Raw genomic sequence first — 19,377 nt, forward strand, 5'->3', positions numbered from 1 at the left:
TAAAATATCCAATAAAGTGAAGAGATGTAAGTAAAATAACTTGTAAATTTAAATAATGAGGATAAGATATAAATAAGTTATGCTTATTAAAAATGAAAAAATATGGAGTAAATATTTAGAAATTAAAGAAGAAAAAATTATTAAAGTAGTTACTAATAATATAAAAATGGATTATAATTAAATACCGTAAAAATATAGCAACTTCAAGGGATTTTTTAAACATGCTTTTAAATAAACACAGAAGTATGATAGAATTAAAAACGTTAATAAAGAACATTAGTTTGATTTTGATATTATGAAATTGTATAATTATATCTAAATTATTACTTAAATGTGAATAGGTTATAATTTTGGAGGTTTATATGAATAATGAAGTTAATAGTAAATATGATGTAACGGATTTGACATCTTTAGAGAAACTTGAACCAGTTAGAGTTAGACCAGGTATGTATATAGGGTCTACAGGAACAAAGGGATTACATCATTGTATATGGGAGATATTAGATAACTCAATAGATGAAATATCTAATGGTTTCGGAGATAAAGCCACAATTATTATAAATAAAGATAAGAGTGTAACTGTTATAGATAATGGTAGAGGAATACCAACAGGTATCCATCCTGTTAAGAAGAAATCAGGGGTGGAAATGGTATTTACCGAATTACATACTGGCGGTAAGTTTGATAATAAAAACTATAAAACATCAGGAGGGCTTCATGGAGTTGGAGCAGCAGTAGTTAATGCACTTTCTAAATGGCTTGAGGTCGAAGTACATCAAAATGGAAATATATACAGACAAAGGTTTGAATATGCTTACGATAAAGATCTTAAAAAAGATATGCCAGGAACTGCAGTTACAGCATTAGAAATTATAGGAAAAGCGAAAGACACAGGAACTAGAGTTACATTTAAACCAGATGGGGAAATTTTTTCAACAACTGATTTTAAATTCGATATTATAGATGAAAGATTACAAGAGCTTGCATTCCAAAACAAAGGAATACGCCTTGAACTTATAGATAAAAGAAAAGATGAAGAAATTAAAAAGGAATATTATTCTGAAAGGGGTTTACTTGACTTTATAGATTACTTAAATGAAAGTAAAACTACTATTCATCCTACACCAATTCTTTTTGAAGGTGAAAGATCAATAAATAACATTTCAATGTATGGGGAAGTTTGTATGCAATTTACAGACTCTACAACTGAATATATTGCAAGTTATGTTAATAATATTCCTACTACAGAAGCTGGAACTCATGAATCTGGATTTAAAACTGGTATGACAAGAGCTTTTAAAGAATGGGCAAAGAAGTTAGGACTTGTTAAGGAAAAGGATAAAGAGTTTGAAGGCGATGACTTAAGAGAAGGTATGACAGCTATAGTTAGAATTAAGATTACAAATGCTGTATTTGAAGGTCAAACTAAGACAAAATTAGGAAGTTCAGAAGCTTATACTATGATGAATGATTTAGCATATACTAAGCTTTGTGAATGGATAGAAGATAATAAAGAAGTTGCAACAAGTCTTATAAATAATGCTCTTGCTGCAGCTCAAAGAAGAGAGAAAATTAAAAAGATAAATGAAGCTGAAAAGAAAAAGATAGGTAAGGGAACTGCGCCACTTGCTGGTAAGGTTGCAGTATGTACATTAAAAGACAATACTGTAAATGAATTTATTGTAGTTGAGGGAGATTCTGCCGGAGGTTCTGCAAAACAAGCTAGAGATAGAAGATTCCAAACTATAATGCCTTCAAAAGGTAAAATAATGAATACAGAAAAGCAAAAACTTGAAAATGTACTAGCATCTGAAGAACTTAAAATATTTAATACAGCTATAGGAACTGGAACTTTAGATAATTATAAAGAAGAAGATTTAAAGTACGATAAAATTATAATAATGAGTGATGCTGATGTTGATGGATTCCATAGTGCGACACGTTGCTAATTGAAAAGATTAGCCGCTAATTCAATGAATTAGAAGAACTAACACATAAAAGAGTTGTAGAATGAAGGAGTAACGTCCTGAAATGCACCCCTAATACTCCGACATGCAGGGATTTAAGTAGATAATGAACTGTGTGAAGCTCGGTGAAGTCGGCTGAGAGTACGCCCTAACATGGTATCTAAGATAGCATAGAGGAACAGCGAACCAGAGGTGGTCGAGTGTATGATAGGTCGGGGGTCCATAAAATGCCCATGGTGAGAATGTTATCGACGTGAGTTAGATAACTGACGAACTTCCGAATGTACGGTCCTATAAGCCCGATGCAACAGAAATGTTGTGCACACCTAAGTTGTGTGGTTTTGTGAGGAAGAGTAAAAATTGTGGATATGAAAATCCTTATGTTGTTACAGGCAACATCATGCAAGACAGGATTAAAGGAAGCACCTAAAGGTATATGTACGGATATTTAGTGTTGGAACGTGGAAAGTCAGGAACATGGAGGAGCTACTTCCGATGAAATGTTGAAATGGAAAGGTATATTACTATAACATTTCTTAATCTTGATGAGAGTAGTGCCACAGTACCGTTTGAAACAGCCCTAATAGGCTGCGTAGGGATAGGCACAAGTCATATTAATACTTTTACTATATCCCAGCTTAAAACGCTGGAGAAACGATTCTGAATTGATTAGGTTCGAGTAAGACTAAAAGAGGCGAAAAACGACGTAAGGAGTAATAGCCAACTAAGGACGCATTCTAAAGAAGAGACACAAATGAAAAAGAAAGTCTCACTTAGGAATAATGAGTATTATCAAACTCAAGAGATGTTTGATAGACTCTATGCTGAAAGTAAAGCAAATAAAAAATTTAAAAACCTGATGCCATTGATTGTAAGTGAAGAGAATATAATATTAGCTTACAGAAATGTTAGGAAAAATAAGGGTAGTAAAACGGGTGGTACAAATCACCATGATATCCGAGATATTTCGAAAGTCAGCGTTGAGGAAATAATAAAATATGTAAGACTCAGATTGGAAAATTATGAACCACATATGGGTAGAAGGAAGGAAATTCCAAAGGGTAACGGTAAAACAAGACCTTTAGGAATCCCAACAATCGAAGACAGACTTATTCAACAATGTATTAAACAAGTTCTTGAACCAATATGCGAAGCTAAGTTTTATCAACATAGCTACGGCTTCAGACCTAATAGGTCAACAAGTCATGCTATATCAAGGGCTATGACGTTAATGAACAAAGCCAAACTACATTACGTAGTGGATATTGATATTAAGGGATTCTTCGATAATGTTAATCACTCCAAACTGATAAAACAGATGTGGAATCTGGGCATACAAGATAAAAACTTAATATGTGTTATAAAGAAAATGCTAAAAGCAGAAATTCAAGGCGTTGGAGTTCCTGAGAAAGGTACACCACAAGGCGGAATACTGTCACCATTACTCGCAAACATAGTTCTCAATGAACTTGATTGGTGGATTAGTAGCCAATGGGAGACCTTCCCGACAAAAGTCACGTATAGCAAATTGAGAAAACATAAATCGGGAAAAGTTTACTTAGACCATTCGAATAAATACAGAGCACTAAAGGAATCCTCCAAACTTAAAAGGATGTTTATTGTCAGATATGCTGACGACTTCAAAATATTCTGCTCAAGCTATGAACATGCACAAAAAATCTTTATAGCAACGAAACAGTGGTTATCTGAAAGACTCCAATTGGAAGTAAGCCCTGATAAATCTAAAATTACCAATTTGAGAAAAAATTATACAGAATTCCTCGGATTTAAATTGAAAGTAAAGCCTAAGGGGAAAAAATATGTTTGCACATCGCATATTGCAGATAAGCAAATAGAGAGAATTAAAAGTAAACTAAAAGAAGAAATTAAAATTTTAAGAGCTAATCCCAATAGATTAGGAGTAATAAAGTATAACTCCGTAGTCATGGGGCAGCACAATTATTATAAGATAGCAACAGAAGTTAATACAGACTTCAAAAAAATCGCTTTTAGTGTCTTACGAAAACAATATAATCAACTACGGTTAAGAATGAAGACAACAAAAAATGTGGATGGAACACAAAACCTCAAACAGTATAGTAGATACAAAATACGAACCTATACTTGTAAGGTTACCAATAATAAGAAGGAAACAATTTACTCCTTGATTCCAATCCAAGCTATAACAAATGAAGCTCCTATGAATTTCAACCAAGATATATGTAACTATACTATAACTGGTAGAGAGATAATTCATAAAAATCTTGGTATAAACTGGAGGACGTTAAGGTATCTTAGAGATAATCCAGTTAAAAATCAATCCATAGAATATAATGATAATCGGATATCATTATACACTGGACAATTAGGACTTTGCTTTGTTACCAAGCTACCACTGGAAATAGGAAACATGGAAGTTCACCACAAAAAGTCACGAGCTATGGGTGGAACGGATGATTATAAAAATCTTGTATTTCTAAAAACAGAAATACATAAGTTAATTCACAGTACGCATCCTGAAACTCAAGAGAAGCTTATGACTAACATTCAATTAACTGAAGCGATGATTAAAAAAATAAATTCATTACGAAAGAAATGCGGTAATAAGGAATTGGATAATAGAAAAGTAAAGATATGATGGAACGCCGTGTGCGGTGAAAGTCGCACGCACGGTGTGGAGCGGGGGAAAATCTGGAGATAATTTCAAAGGATTACCTATCGCTATTTAGAACTTTATGGATGACTTATATTTATAGATATATGAGACCACTTATTGCAAATGGTCATCTTTATTTAGCACAACCACCTTTATACAAAGTTTATAAAGTTGTAAAAGGTAAGGAAGTATCAAAATATGCATATAGTGATGAAGAATTAGAAAAGGTTAAAAAGGAAATAGGAAAAGGAGCTTTGATTCAAAGATACAAAGGTCTTGGAGAAATGAATCCAGACCAGCTTTGGGATACTACTTTAAATCCAGAAACTAGAACTCTTTTCCAAGTTACTATTGAGGATGCAGCTAAGGCAGAAAAAATGGTATCACTTTTAATGGGTGATGTTGTTGAGCCAAGAAAAAATTATATGTATAAGTATGCAGAGTTTTAGGAATAGAAAGGAGTTAAATTATGGCTAAGAAGGTACATGACATTCCAAGAGATAATAATATATTAAGAATACCTCTTGAAGAGGCTATGCCGGATAACTATCTTCCATATGCTGTTGAGGTTGCAAAGGATAGAGCTCTTCCAGATGTAAGAGATGGATTAAAACCAGTTCATAGAAGAATACTTTATGGAGCATATCTTTTAAAGGCTTTTCCTGATAGACCTTATTATAAAAGTGCAAGAATAGTTGGGGATGTACTTGGTAAATTCCACCCACATGGTGATTCATCAGTTTATGATGCAATGGTACTTATGGCACAAGATTTTTCAACTAGGGAGCCTTTATTTGATGGGCATGGTAACTTTGGATCTATGGATGGCGATGGAGCAGCTGCCATGCGTTATACAGAAGCTAGATTATCTAAAATGGCTATGGAAATGCTTAGAGATATAGATAAGGACACAGTTGATATGGTTCCAAACTATTCAGATAGTGAAATGGAACCTAAGGTATTGCCAGCGAGATATCCAAATCTTTTAGTAAATGGAACATTTGGTATAGCTGTTGGGCTTGCAACTAATATACCACCTCATAATTTAGGAGAAGTTACTGATGGAGTACTTGCTTATATAGATAATCCAGAAGTAACAACTAAAGAACTTATGGAGTATATTAAGGCACCAGATTTACCTACAGGTGGTGTTCTTATAGGTAAAAATTCTTTATTGTCTGCTTATGAAACAGGAGAAGGAAAGGTTACTTTAAGAGCAAAAACTAATATAGAAAAACTTGAGAATGGTAGATATGGAATAGTAATTACTGAATTCCCTTATAGAAGAAATAAATCAAAAATACTTCAAACAATATCAGAAATGACTGGTGATAAGAGACATCAAAAAGCTTTAGAAGCAATTACTGATATTAGAGATGAATCAGATAGAAGTGGTATTAGAGCTGTTGTTGAACTTAAAAAGGCAGCAGATTATAATACTGCAGATAAAATATTAAAGTACTTATTTAAGAAAACAGATTTACAATGTAATATAAGTTTTAATATGGTAGCACTTGCAAATGGTAAGCCACAAACTATGGGATTAAAGACTATAATAATGCATTATGTTAACCATCAAAAAGATATAGTTACAAAGAGAACTATAAAAGAACTTGCGATGGCAGAAAAAAGATTCCATATAGTTGAAGGGTTTATTAAAGCAATTGATGTTTTAGATGAAATTATTAAAACTATTAGAGAGTCAAAATCTAAAAAAGATGCAGGTATAAATTTAGTTGAAAAGTTTGGATTTACAGAAATTCAAGCAGAGGCAATATTAGAGCTTATGCTTTATAGATTAACAGGACTTGAAATAAAGGTATTCCAAAAAGAGTATGCAGAGCTTGAAAAAATTATAAAGAGATTAAGAAAAATATTAGCACATGAAAATGAGCTTTTAAAAGTTATAAAAGCTGAATTAAAAGAGATAACTGATAGATTTAGGAATCCAAGAAGAACTATGATAGTAGAGGATGATAGTGAGGCTAAGATTGATTTAGAAGAACTTATTGTAGTCGAAGATGTAATGATTACTTTATCTAAAGATGGATTTATTAAGAGAATTCCAGTAAAAACTTATCAAAGATCAAATGCTAAAGCGGAAGATATAGAATATAGAGAAGGTGATGAATTAAAGTTCTTATTTAAATCTAATACTACAGAAAACATTCTTTTATTTACTGATAAAGGAAATATGTATCAAGTTAAAGGTATAAATATTCCAGAAGGTAAGTGGAAAGAAAAAGGAGAAAGAGTAGATTCAATAATTAAGACTTTAAATTTAGATGATGAAAGTATTGTAGAAGCATTCTCAGTTGGAATATTAGACGGAAGTAAAAGTGTTCAATTTATAACTAATAGGGCTATAATAAAGAAGAGCACTTTAGATAAATTCCAAACTAGTTATAGTAAAATTCAAGCACTAAAATTAAAAGACAATGAATATGTATTAAACATAATTTTAATAGACAGTGAAGAAGAAAAACAATTCTTAGAAGTAAAAACTAAATTAGGATTAAAGTTTAGTTTAGAATTACCTAAGATAGAAGATACACCAAGAAATATTTTAGGAACTCAATTATTTAATTTAATTGAAAGTGATGAAATTATAAGTATAAAATACGTAGATGAATTCAAGTTTATGACATTTAGTGTTGGAGTAACTGCAAAAGGTACGTTAAAGGGATTTGCAAAAGCAAAGTCTAGTGATAGACTAAAGGTTAATACAGATTCTTTAAGCACATTATTATTATTTACTGACAAAGGAAATATGTATAAAGTGCCATCATTCTTAATTTCTAATGTTGTTAAAGAAGAAATTGCCTTAGAAAATATAATTGATGGATATTCTAAAAAAGAAAAGATAATTGATATATATTCAGTAAAGAGTTTTAATGAAAAAAATATGGTTTACTTCTTTACTAAAAAGGGTATGATAAAGAAGACTTCACTTAAAGAGTATGATATAAACTATTCTTTATGTCAGGCATATAAATTTAAATATGAGAATGATGAAGTAATTTCTGTATGTATAGAAGAGAATGATGGAGAAATAGTAATTGTAACTAAGAAGGGTATGGCAATTAGATTTTTAAGTGAAAGTGTAAATGCTATGGGAAGAATTGCTTCCGGGGTTACTGGAATAAGCTTAAAAGAAGATGATGAAGCAATTTCAGGAAGTATACTTTCAGGAATAAATAATAAAGATGAAATAGCTATAGATGACAATAGAGATAAAGATATTACTTTAGTAACGAAGAATAAAGAAAAAAAATTAGTAAATATAAAGGACATTAGAATTCAAAACAGAGCTGGAAGAGGAACTAATGTTATGGTTATTAATTTAGATGATGAAATAATAGAAGTTCAATATAGTTAGAGAGTTTGAGTTAGTAATTAGTAGAGGAGTTTTATCTGTAATTCGTAATTATTAACTCTTAACTATAAATTAAATTTAAGGGGTGTATAAAAGTGAAGGTTGCAGTTTTATTAGCAGAAGGTTTTGAAACTATTGAAGCATTAACAACAGTTGATATTTTAAGAAGAGCAGGTGTTACTTGTAATACTATTGGAACAAAGAGTTTAGAAGTAACTACATCTCATTCAATAACAATAAAAGCTGATAAAGTTTTAAATGAAGAAGTTTATGATTATGATGCTGTTGTATTACCAGGTGGAATGCCAGGTGCAGTAAACTTAAGAGATGATGAAAAAGTTAATGAACTTGTAAAGAAATTTTATGATGAAGGTAAGATTGTAGCTGCTATATGTGCAGGCCCAATAACTTTTGGGAAGATTGGAATAGTTAATGGTAAAAATGCAACATGTTATCCTGGTTTTGAAGATCAATTAGTAGGATGCAATTATAAAGAAGAACTTGTAGTTGTTGATGGAAACATTATTACAGGAAGAGGACCAGCAGCTGCAATACCATTTGCATTTGAAATATTAAATCATGTAGCACCAGAAAAGGTAGAGCAAATTAAAGAAGGAATGCTTTTTAATAGTTAGAAGAGTATTAAGTGATAAGTTAAGGAGGAAACTCCCTATGGAGTTTATTCAATATAATTTTTAGTAAAGTCAGCGATAGCTGACTTTATTCATTAACTTGAAACTTTAAACTTGTCACTTATCACTAAATAAGCGGGGTGGTTTTTTGGAAAAATGGATGGTTAGAAATGTTAAATTTAATACAGTGAAATTAGCGCAGGATTTAGGTGTTAGTGAAGTAGTAGCAAAACTATTAGTTAATAGAGGAATATATAATTTAGATATTGCAAAGGAATTCTTAAATTCATCAATTAATAATTTATATAATGGATTAGATATGCTAGGTATGAGCGGTGCAGTTGAATTAATGAAAAATAGTATTTTAAATGGTGAAAAAATACTAATAGTAGGAGATTATGACGTTGATGGTGTAATAAGTACTTATATATTGTATACCGCTATAAAAAGGTGTGGTGGAGATGTTAACTTTCATATTCCAGATAGAATTAAAGAAGGGTATGGGATAAATGAAAGTATAATAAGAAAAGCTAGTGAGGATAAAGTTGACATAATAATAACATGTGATAACGGAATAGCAGCTATAGATCAAGTTAAGTTAGCAAAAGAGCTAGGGATAAAGGTGATTATTACTGATCATCATGATGTACCTTTTATTGAAGAAAATGAAGAAAGAAAATATGTAGTTCCAGATGCTGATTTCGTAATAAATCCTAAGCAAGAAAATTGTAATTATAAATTTGATAAGATTTGTGGTGCTGGAGTAGCCTATAAATTTATAGAGTGCCTTTATAAAGAGTTTAATATTGATAAGGAAGAACTTTATGATTTGCTACAATATGTAGCCATAGCTACTGTATGTGATGTTGTTGATTTAATTTCTGAAAATAGAATAATAGTTAAAGAAGGATTAAAGAGGATAAATAACACTAGTAATATAGGGCTTAGAGCTTTATTTAAAGAAACTGGTTTAGAAGATAAAGAAATAACTGTTTATTCTTTAGGGTTTGTTATAGGACCAAGTATAAATGCATCTGGTAGGCTTGAGCAAGCAGAATGGGCATTGAAAATGCTTTTAAGTGATAATGAAATAGAAGCTAAAGAGTTAGCAGAAAAGCTTAATGATTTAAATAAAGAAAGACAAGAGTTAACTAAAGAAGGTTTAGAAGAAGCTATTGAAATAATAGAAAAAAATAATATGACTAAAGATAAAGTATTGGTTGTATATTTAGAAGATGTTCATGAAAGTATTGCAGGGATAATTGCGGGTAGAGTAAGAGAAAAATATAATCTTCCTACAATTATTTTAACAAAAGCACATGATGGAGCTAAAGGTTCAGGAAGATCTATTGAAGAATATAATATGTTTGAAGAATTACTTAAGTGCAAAGACTTATTAGGTAAGTTTGGCGGTCATCCAATGGCAGCAGGAATGTCTATACCAAATGAGAACATAGATGAATTTAGAAATAGATTAAATAATGTTACAACGTTAACTGATGAGGATATAATTCCTAAGGTTTCAATTGATATGGGGTTATCATTAAGTCAAATAAATTATGAACTAATAGATCAAATATCATTATTAGAACCTTATGGAAAAGCAAATCCTAAGCCTACTTTTGGAATGAAAAAGTTAAAGGTAGTTGAAGCAAGAATATTAGGTAAAAATAGAAATGTTCTTAAATTAAAATTAACAGATGGTAGATTATATATAGAAGGAATATATTTTGGTGATATAGAAGGATTTGAGGAGAGTATAAAGTTAGAATTAGGTGAAGATGAGTATAATAAAGTATTTAGTGGTGCATCTAATAATCTTTATTTAGATATAATTTGTATGCCAGATATTAATGAGTTTAATGGAAATAAAAAGGTTCAGTTAGTTATAAGTAATTATAGAATTTCAAAATAATTTCTTTTTAGTAGAGGGAGGCAGAGATGTTTCCTTTTATATTAGTTAAAAAAATTAACCTCTTAGGATAAAAAATTGACCTCTTACTTAAAGTCCGTTTACATGAAAAAATAGTTAGAATATAATTTTGGTATGGAGGACAGAGTGAAGATGAAAATACGAATAGAGTTAGAGAATGAAATAGAGGAAAATGAAGTTATTATTAAATGTAGTGAATTAAGTGAAGAAATAACAAAAATTCAAAGGGTAATTTCGGAGTTAATAGCGGAGAAAAAAGAAATGATATTTTATAAAGATAATACAGAATATTATATATGTATAGATGATGTATTATTTTTTGAAACAGAAGAAAGTTTAATTTATGCACATACATTAAATGAAGTGTATCAGGTTAAGTATAGGCTTTATGAATTAGAAGAGATTTTACCAAGGAGTTTTGTTAGAGTATCTAAATCTACAATTTTAAATATTAATCATATTTATTCAATAACTCGTAATATAACATCTTCCAGTTTAGTAGAGTTTAAAAACACACATAAGAAGGTATATGTATCTAGATCCTATTATAAGGTTTTAAAATTAAAATTATCAGAAAAGAGGCGATAATATGAAAAAAAGAAATATATTTTGGGGTATATTATTTGTTTTAGGTGCAATTGGTTTAATAGTAGGAAAGATGGGATTTTTATCTGGTGTTAATCCATTTAGTTTAGGTTTTTCAGTAATTTTATGTGTAATTATTATAAATAGTTTATTTAGATTAAATTATGCAGGAATATTATTTCCAATAGCTTTTCTTTGTATAATATATGATAAACAGCTTGGAATAACTTCACTTACTCCATGGACAGTTTTAATTGCAGCTCTTTTTGGAAGTATTGGTCTATCAATGATTTTTCCTAAGAAAACTAAATTTTATGAAAAAAAGTCATATTGGAGGGTTGAAGAAGGTGAAAATATAAATATTGAAGATGAAGCTAATATAAAAATTTCTTCAGCTTTTTCAGGGGGGACAAAATATATAAATACTGATAAATTTGTAAGTGCTGATATTAGTTGCAAGTATTCAGGTCTTGAGATATATTTTGATAATGCAATAATGGCAGAAGATACAGCGCTTCTTAGATTAGATGTATCTTTTTCTGGATTAGAAATATATATTCCAAGGAGTTGGAATGTTGAAAATAGAACTAATGTGTTTTTAGGTGGAATTGAAAATAAAAAGTATGGGGATAAGGTATATACTAATACTTTAATATTAACTGGAGATGTTAGACTTTCAGGAGTAGAGATACATTATATATAGTTTATAAAATAAATAATAGGATGCTTATAAGCATCCTATTATTTATTTTATTATTTATTGTTTATTATTTTAATCCGTTTTCGTATTGTTCAACCATACGTTTAACCATTTCTCCACCAACGCTACCGCATTGTTTAGAAGTTAAGTCACCGTTGTAATCTGTGAAAGGAACTCCCATTTCACTAGAAACTTGGTTCTTGAATTTAGCTAATTTATCTTTAGCATCTGGTACTAAGTTTTGTGCCATTTAAATTCACCTCCTTATATCTTTATGTTAATAGCTTATCCAATTAGATAGTTTGTATTATATTTAATTAGAGGAAAAGGTGGAAAAATACTGGGTTAGTGGTAGAATATATAGGGATGGTTAACTATTTACAGCTTAAATTTGGTAAATATCTAATAGACCTTAGAATTAAGAGTTGAAATTTGGTTAAAATCTTAATAAAAGTCTTCAAGGCAAATATTAAAAATTTGTGTAAAACTATATTATTTTAATAAATACAATTAATAATATAGATACATTAATAATCAATGAGGTGTTTTAATGAGTAAGTATAAGATTATAATGACTGGTGGGGGAACAGCAGGGCATGTAACTCCAAATTTAGCTTTAGTTCCAAAGTTAAAGGAGAAAGACTTTGAAATAAAGTATATAGGGAGTTATGAGGGAATTGAAAAAGAAATTATAGGTGATGCAGGTATACCTTATTATTCAATTTCATCAGGAAAATTAAGAAGATATTTTGATATGAAAAATTTTTCTGACCCATTTAAGGTTATGAAGGGGGTTCTTCAAGCAAGTAAAATTTTATCAAAAGAAAAACCAGATGTTATTTTCTCAAAGGGTGGATTTGTTGCTGTACCAGTAGTTATAGCTGCATCAATGAAAAAGATACCGGTAGTATCTCATGAGTCAGATTTAACACCAGGACTTGCAAATAAATTATCTGCTCCATTTTGTGATAAATTATGTGTAACTTTTAGAGAAAGTTTAAATTATATAAAAGATGGTAAAGGTGAATTAACAGGTACTCCAATAAGGGAAGAGATATTAAAAGGAAGTAGAATAAGAGGAAAAGAAATTTGCAACTTTAAGCAGGATAAAGAGGTAATTCTAGTTATAGGTGGTAGTTTAGGTGCAAAGAATATAAATGATGAGGTTAGATATCATATTAATGAAATATTAAAGAACTTTAACGTGATTCACATATGTGGAAAAGGAAATTTAGATAAAGCATTAGAAGGACTAGAGGGATATAAACAATTTGAATATGTTAAGGAAGATTTACCACATTTACTTAAATATGCTGACTTTATAATTTCTAGGGCTGGAGCAAATGTAATATTTGAATTATTAGCGTTAAAAAAACCAACACTATTAATACCGTTATCTAAGAAAAGTAGTAGAGGAGATCAAATATTAAATGCTAATTCTTTTGCAAAAGAAGGATATTCATTAGTTTTAGATGAAGATGAAATGATAGAAAAGCATAATTTGATGGAAAAACTTTCAGAATTACAATTAAGAAAAAATGACTTTGTAAAAAATATGAGTAATAGCCAAATGAAGAATGGTGTTGATGCAATCATAAATGTAATTATGAATAGTATCAAGAAAAAATAATTCAGCATATAAAAGTATTCATTAAAAATAAATTTTAAAATATAGATGTAAATAACTTGAAAAAAAATTCTAGTGTTATATAATGAAATTGATGGAAAATCTAACATAATAGACCAAACGAAAGTAGAAGAGGTGCTAAAATGAAAAAAGTTTCAATAATATATTGGAGTAATGGTGGAAATGTCGAAATTATAGCAAATGCTATATGTGAAGGAGCTAGTATAGGAGATGTAGAAGTTGAAACGAAGCATGTGGCAGATGCATCTACTGAAGATGTTTTAGAAGCAGATGCAGTAGCTTTTGGAAGCCCAGCAATGATAAACGATGATATAGAAGAAATAGATATGAAACCTTTTATTAATAGTTTAAAGGAATTAGAGATTAGAAATAAACCTTTAGTACTATTTGGATCATGCGGATGGCGTCACACCAAGTTTATTGATAAATGGGAAAATTATATGGAAGACTATGGATTTAATGTTTTAGGAAAATTAACAGTTAGAGATTCTGTAGAAAAGGATGATCTAATAAAAGCTAAAGAGTTAGGAAAATTATTGACTTTAGACATATAGTTTAAAGTTAGATCATATCTACTAAATAAAAAAATATAAAGTTTATGTAAGCAACAGTGGTATATTATTGAAATTAAATATAGTTTATTTCGATATATACCATATTCTTTATATGCTTAAATTAAAAAAAAGGGAAGCGAGGTAGAGAAGATGAGAAAAATGAAGACTATGGATGGTAACACTGCTGCTGCACACGTGTCATATGCGTTTACAGAAGTAACTGCTATTTATCCAATAACTCCATCATCACCAATGGCAGAGCATGTTGATGAATGGGTTGCACAAGGTAGAAAAAATATTTTTGGACAACCAGTAAAGGTTATGGAAATGCAATCAGAGGGAGGAGCAGCAGGGGCTGTTCATGGAGCATTACAAGCTGGAGCTTATACAACTACATATACAGCTTCACAAGGTTTATTATTAATGATTCCTAATATGTATAAAATAGCTGGAGAAAGACTTCCAGGGGTTATACATGTATCTGCTAGAGCACTAGCAACATCTTCATTAAATATATTTGGAGATCACCAGGATGTTATGGCAGCTAGACAAACTGGTTTTGCTATGCTTGCTGAAGGTTCAGTTCAAGAAGTTATGGACTTATCTGCAGTGGCTCATTTAACTGCAATTAAAACTAGAATTCCATTTATGAACTTCTTTGATGGATTTAGAACATCTCATGAAATTCAAAAAATTGAAGTTTTAGAATATGATGAGTTAGCTAAATTAGTTGATTGGGATGCAGTAAAAGAATTTAGACAATCTGCTTTAAATCCGGATCATCCAGTAACTAGAGGAACAGCTCAAAACCCTGATATATACTTCCAAACAAGAGAAGCTGTAAACAGATTCTATGATGATATTCCAGAAATAGTCGAAGGATATATGGCTGAAATAACTAAATTAACAGGAAGAGAATATCACTGCTTTGATTATTATGGAGCACCAGATGCTGATAGAGTAATTATTGCAATGGGTTCAGGAACTGACGTTGCTGAAGAAACTGTAGATTACTTAAATGCTAGGGGTGAAAAGGTTGGTGTTGTAAAGGTTAGACTTTATAGACCATTCTCAGTAGAAAAATTATTAGCTGCAATTCCAGATACAGTTAAAAAGATTGCAGTTTTAGATAGAACTAAGGAACCAGGATCAATTGGTGAACCATTATACTTAGACGTAGTAAGTGCATTTGCTGGCAAAGAAAATGCTCCAGTTATAGTTGGTGGTAGATATGGATTAGGTTCAAAAGATCCAAACCCTTCAGATATAGCTGCAGTTTATGCTAACTTATCTAAGGACGAGCCTAAGAATGGATTTACAATTAGTATAGTTGATGACGTAACATTTACATCACTTGAAACAGTAGAAGATATAGATGCTACACCAGAAGGAACTAAGGCTTGTAAGTTCTGGGGATTAGGTTCAGATGGTACTGTTGGTGCTAATAAGAGTGCTATTAAGATTATCGGTGATCATACTGATATGTATGCTCAAGGATATTTCTCATATGATTCTAAAAAATCAGGTGGTATAACAGTTTCTCACTTAAGATTTGGTAAGAAGCCAATTAAATCACCATATTTAATAGATAAAGCTGATTTTGTAGCATGTCACAATCAATCATATGTTTATAAATATAATGTATTAGATGGATTAAAGAATAACGGTAAGTTCTTATTAAATACAATTTGGACACCAGAAGAATTAGATGAAAGATTACCAGCAGAAATGAAGAGAACTATAGCTGAAAAGAATATAGAATTCTATACATTAAATGCTGTTAAGATAGCTCAAGAAATTGGCCTTGGTGGAAGAATTAACATGATAATGCAAGCTGCATTCTTTAAGATTGCTAATATAATACCTGTTGATGAGGCAGTAACATACTTAAAACAAGCTGTTGTTACATCATATGGTAAAAAAGGTGAAAAAGTTGTTAATATGAATAATACTGCTATTGATGCTGGTATTGAATCTATAGTAAAAATAGAAGTTCCAGCAGCATGGGCAAATGCAGTAGATACAGAAGTAGCTACTACTAAAGAAGCTCCAGCATTTATTAAAGATATAGTTGAACCTATGAATAGACAAGAAGGTTTTGGATTACCTGTTTCAACATTTGTTAAACATGGTATGGAAGATGGTACTTTCATGGCTGGTACAGCTGCATATGAAAAAAGAGGAATTGCAATTAATGTTCCAGAATGGATACCAGAAAACTGTATTCAATGTAATCAATGTTCAGTAGTATGTCCTCATGCAGCAATAAGACCATTTTTATTGACTGGTGAAGAAGCTGAAAAAGCTCCTGATTCAATGAAGACTACTGATGCTAAGGCATTAAAGACAGAAGCTCCATATAAGTTCTCAATTGGTGTTACACCTCTTGATTGTACTGGATGTGGAAACTGTGCTGAAGTATGTCCAGCTAAGAATAAAGCTTTAGTAATGAAGCCACAAGATAGTCAACATGATCAAATAGAGGCTTGGGATTATGCAACAACAGAAGTATCTGCTAAGAAGAACCCAATGAATAAGAATACATTAAAAGGTAGTCAATTCGAACAACCACTTCTTGAGTTCTCAGGTGCTTGTGCTGGATGTGGAGAAACTCCATATGCTAAACTTGTTACTCAATTATTTGGTGATAGAATGATGGTAGCTAATGCTACAGGATGTTCTTCAATTTGGGGAGGATCAGCTCCTGCAACTCCATATACAGTTAATCATAATGGACATGGTCCAGCTTGGGCAAATTCATTATTTGAAGATAATGCTGAATATGGATTAGGTATGTTCTTAGGAGTTCAAGCTATAAGAGATAGAGTTGCTGAAAATGTAAAAATTGCATTAGAAAGTAACTTAGCAGATGAAACTAAGGCTGTATTAAAAGAGTGGTTAGATAATAAAGAAGAAAGCGCTGGAACTAGAGAAAGAGCAAATGCTTTAGTTGCTGCACTTGAAAATTGTGATGCTGAAATAGCTAAGACTATTTTAAAGGACAAAGAGTTCTTCGTTAAGAGATCTCAATGGATCTTTGGTGGAGATGGTTGGGCATATGATATTGGATACGGTGGACTTGACCATGTTCTTGCATCAGGAGAAAACGTAAATGTATTAGTATTTGATACAGAAGTTTACTCAAATACTGGTGGACAATCTTCTAAAGCTACACCAACAGCTGCAATTGCTAAATTTGCTGCATCAGGTAAGAGAACTAAGAAGAAAGATTTAGGTATGATGGCTATGAGTTATGGTTATGTATATGTTGCTCAAGTTTGTATGGGTGCAGATAAAAACCAAGTTCTTAAAGCTATAGCAGAGGCAGAAGCTTATAATGGACCATCATTAATAATAGCTTATGCTCCATGTATTAACCATGGTATTAAAGCTGGAATGACAAATTCACAAGCAGAAGCTAAAAAAGCTGTAGATTGTGGATATTGGGCATTATATAGATATAACCCAACATTAAAAGGAACTAAGAACCCATTTACTTTAGATTCAAAAGAACCGAAGGGTGACTTTAGAGAATTCTTAATGGGTGAAGTTAGATATGCTTCATTAGCTAAGGCATTCCCAGAAGCAGCAGAAGCTTTATTTGAAAAGACTCAAGCAGATGCAATGGAAAGATTGGAAAATTACAGAAAACTTGCTAATCAAGAATAGTAATAAATTAACAAAAAAAGAGGTGAAAACCTCTTTTTTTATTTATATTTTACAAAAAGCTTTTAAATTTTTATAAAAAAAATATATTTTTCTTTTATTTTCCTAAGAATAAGGGTACAATTATAAAGACTAGTTAAGTTAAGCAATATTAATAAAATAAATTTTTATATTTATTTTAAATTCATATTGGTTAACTTATTATTAAGGAGGAATATAAAATGGAAAATGAATTAAATAAATGCGGCGAAGGCTGCGGATGCGGACATGATCATGATAGCCACGGATGTGGAGATAACTGTGGATGTGGAGAACACGAACATGAGCACTTTGTTGTAGATTTAGAAGATGATAACGGAAATGTTATATCTTGTCCAATAGTTGATGCATTTGAATTTGAAGAAAATGAATATGTATTAGCTCAAAATCCAGAAGATGAATCAGTATATCTATTCAGATCAACTGAAGAGGGAGAACTTATAGTTCCAGAAGAAGCTGAGTTTGATAAAGTAACTGAATACTATACTAACGTTTTAGCTGACGAGTAATAATTTGGAGAGATTGCACAAAAAGATTTGTGTGGTCTCTTTTTTTATAATTTAATTAATATTATTGATAATTTAATTCGTTGTTTTCAATTTACATTTCATAAGTAAGGTGATATATTTTTATTATGGGAAATATTGCTTGGTTTTTAATATAATATTAAAATTTATTTTAAATTTTAATATTATACTGTAAGTTAGAATAACAATTTGAGAAGTAACTTAAACTAAGTAAAAGTTATAAATGAAAATTTCACTTGAAAAGAAAAGGTGAATAAGATGAAGTATGCGGATTTACATATTCATTCAAATTATTCTGATGGAATAAAAAGTCCAGAAGAAATAATTGATTCAGCAATAAAAGATAATATTAAATACATTTCTATAACAGATCATGATTCTATAGCAGCACAGTATATTACTAAAAATAATTATGAAGAAATAAATATAATTCCAGGCATAGAGCTTAGTAGTGAATATAGAGAAATGGAATTGCATATACTTGGATATTTTATGGATATTGATAATAAGCACTTGCAAGAAGTTGTAAATGAATTAAATATTCAAAGAATAAAAAGAGTAGAAGAGATATTATTTAAGTTAAAAAAATATGATATTAAATTAGAATTGGAAGATTTAGCTATAGATATAGATGCAACAGTAGGAAGAAGTCATGTAGCGAATGCAATGGTTAGAGAGGGTTACTTTGATAACTATAAAAGTGCTTTTAGAAATTTTTTAGTTCAAGGAAAACCGGGATATGTTAAAGGATTTAGATTGAATTATAGAGATTGCATAGATGTAATTAATAAGTCTGGTGGAGTAGCTGTTTTAGCTCATCCAGGCCAAATATATAGAAAAATTGAAGTTGAAAATATTTTAAAGGAATTAAGATGTTTTGGCCTTAAAGGTATAGAGGTATATCATCCAAGCCATTCACAAGGAGATATAAATAAATTTTTTAATTTATCTAAAAAGTATAAGTTATGCGTAACTGGAGGAAGTGATTATCATGGTAAAGCCTTAGGTTATGATAATTTATCTATAGGTAGTTGTGGTTTAAATGAAGACTATTTAGAAAAGTTTATTAAATTTAATAAGAGATAATGGGGGCA

General features: G+C 30.5%; 12 protein-coding genes and 2 pseudogenes. 13 read left to right on the plus strand and 1 reads right to left on the minus strand.

The features are described 5' to 3' along the window. Positions 1 to 362 precede the first annotated feature (362 nt). The 8 genes and pseudogenes from I2E98_RS04620 to I2E98_RS04655 form a co-directional block, all read left to right on the plus strand. Positions 363 to 1,931, plus strand: a pseudogene (locus tag I2E98_RS04620) (DNA topoisomerase IV subunit B); the annotation flags it as partial. A 790-nt stretch (positions 1,932 to 2,721) separates the two neighbouring features. Further along, a complete protein-coding gene (ltrA, locus tag I2E98_RS04625; RefSeq protein WP_195467796.1) occupies positions 2,722 to 4,605 on the plus strand; it encodes a group II intron reverse transcriptase/maturase in 1,884 nt (627 codons plus the stop codon). A gap of 89 nt (positions 4,606 to 4,694) precedes the next feature. Next, positions 4,695 to 5,072, plus strand: a pseudogene (locus I2E98_RS04630) (DNA topoisomerase IV subunit B); the annotation flags it as partial. A gap of 20 nt (positions 5,073 to 5,092) precedes the next feature. Next, entirely contained in the window at positions 5,093 to 8,002 is a 2,910-nt protein-coding gene (locus tag I2E98_RS04635; RefSeq protein ID WP_195467797.1) for a DNA topoisomerase IV subunit A, read from the plus strand. 92 nt (positions 8,003 to 8,094) lie between these two features. Further along, on the plus strand, positions 8,095 to 8,634 hold the full coding sequence (locus I2E98_RS04640; RefSeq protein WP_195467798.1) for a DJ-1 family glyoxalase III: 540 nt from the start codon (positions 8,095 to 8,097) through the stop codon (positions 8,632 to 8,634). A 157-nt stretch (positions 8,635 to 8,791) separates the two neighbouring features. Further along, complete coding sequence (recJ, locus tag I2E98_RS04645) at positions 8,792 to 10,546, plus strand: single-stranded-DNA-specific exonuclease RecJ (protein ID WP_195467869.1); 1,755 nt, start codon at positions 8,792 to 8,794, stop codon at positions 10,544 to 10,546. A 150-nt stretch (positions 10,547 to 10,696) separates the two neighbouring features. Next, positions 10,697 to 11,152 carry a LytTR family DNA-binding domain-containing protein gene (locus I2E98_RS04650; protein ID WP_195467870.1) on the plus strand — a complete coding sequence of 152 codons (456 nt, stop codon included), beginning with the start codon at positions 10,697 to 10,699 and terminating at the stop codon, positions 11,150 to 11,152. A gap of 1 nt (position 11,153) precedes the next feature. Further along, positions 11,154 to 11,852 carry a hypothetical protein gene (locus I2E98_RS04655; RefSeq protein ID WP_195467799.1) on the plus strand — a complete coding sequence of 233 codons (699 nt, stop codon included), beginning with the start codon at positions 11,154 to 11,156 and terminating at the stop codon, positions 11,850 to 11,852. A 64-nt stretch (positions 11,853 to 11,916) separates the two neighbouring features. Here I2E98_RS04655 and I2E98_RS04660 read toward each other — a convergent pair whose 3' ends face one another. Beyond that, on the minus strand, positions 11,917 to 12,099 hold the full coding sequence (locus I2E98_RS04660) for an alpha/beta-type small acid-soluble spore protein (RefSeq protein WP_195467800.1): 183 nt from the start codon (positions 12,097 to 12,099) through the stop codon (positions 11,917 to 11,919). A gap of 300 nt (positions 12,100 to 12,399) precedes the next feature. Between I2E98_RS04660 and I2E98_RS04665 the strand changes: the two genes are divergently transcribed. The 5 genes from I2E98_RS04665 (at position 12,400) to I2E98_RS04685 (ending at position 19,369) form a co-directional block, all read left to right on the plus strand. Continuing rightward, entirely contained in the window at positions 12,400 to 13,479 is a 1,080-nt protein-coding gene (locus tag I2E98_RS04665; RefSeq protein ID WP_195467801.1) for an undecaprenyldiphospho-muramoylpentapeptide beta-N-acetylglucosaminyltransferase, read from the plus strand. Between the two features lie 140 nt (positions 13,480 to 13,619). Continuing rightward, positions 13,620 to 14,051, plus strand: coding sequence for a flavodoxin domain-containing protein (locus I2E98_RS04670; protein ID WP_195467802.1), 432 nt, complete (start codon positions 13,620 to 13,622; stop codon positions 14,049 to 14,051). 150 nt (positions 14,052 to 14,201) lie between these two features. After that, entirely contained in the window at positions 14,202 to 17,720 is a 3,519-nt protein-coding gene (gene nifJ / locus I2E98_RS04675) for a pyruvate:ferredoxin (flavodoxin) oxidoreductase (protein WP_195467803.1), read from the plus strand. 218 nt (positions 17,721 to 17,938) lie between these two features. After that, complete coding sequence (locus tag I2E98_RS04680) at positions 17,939 to 18,265, plus strand: DUF1292 domain-containing protein (protein ID WP_195467804.1); 327 nt, start codon at positions 17,939 to 17,941, stop codon at positions 18,263 to 18,265. Positions 18,266 to 18,541: 276 nt separating this feature from the next. Next, a complete protein-coding gene (locus I2E98_RS04685; RefSeq protein ID WP_195467805.1) occupies positions 18,542 to 19,369 on the plus strand; it encodes a PHP domain-containing protein in 828 nt (275 codons plus the stop codon). Positions 19,370 to 19,377: the final 8 nt, after the last annotated feature.

The sequence above is a fragment of the Clostridium sp. D43t1_170807_H7 genome (genome assembly GCF_015555905.1).
Taxonomy (GTDB): domain Bacteria; phylum Bacillota; class Clostridia; order Clostridiales; family Clostridiaceae; genus Clostridium.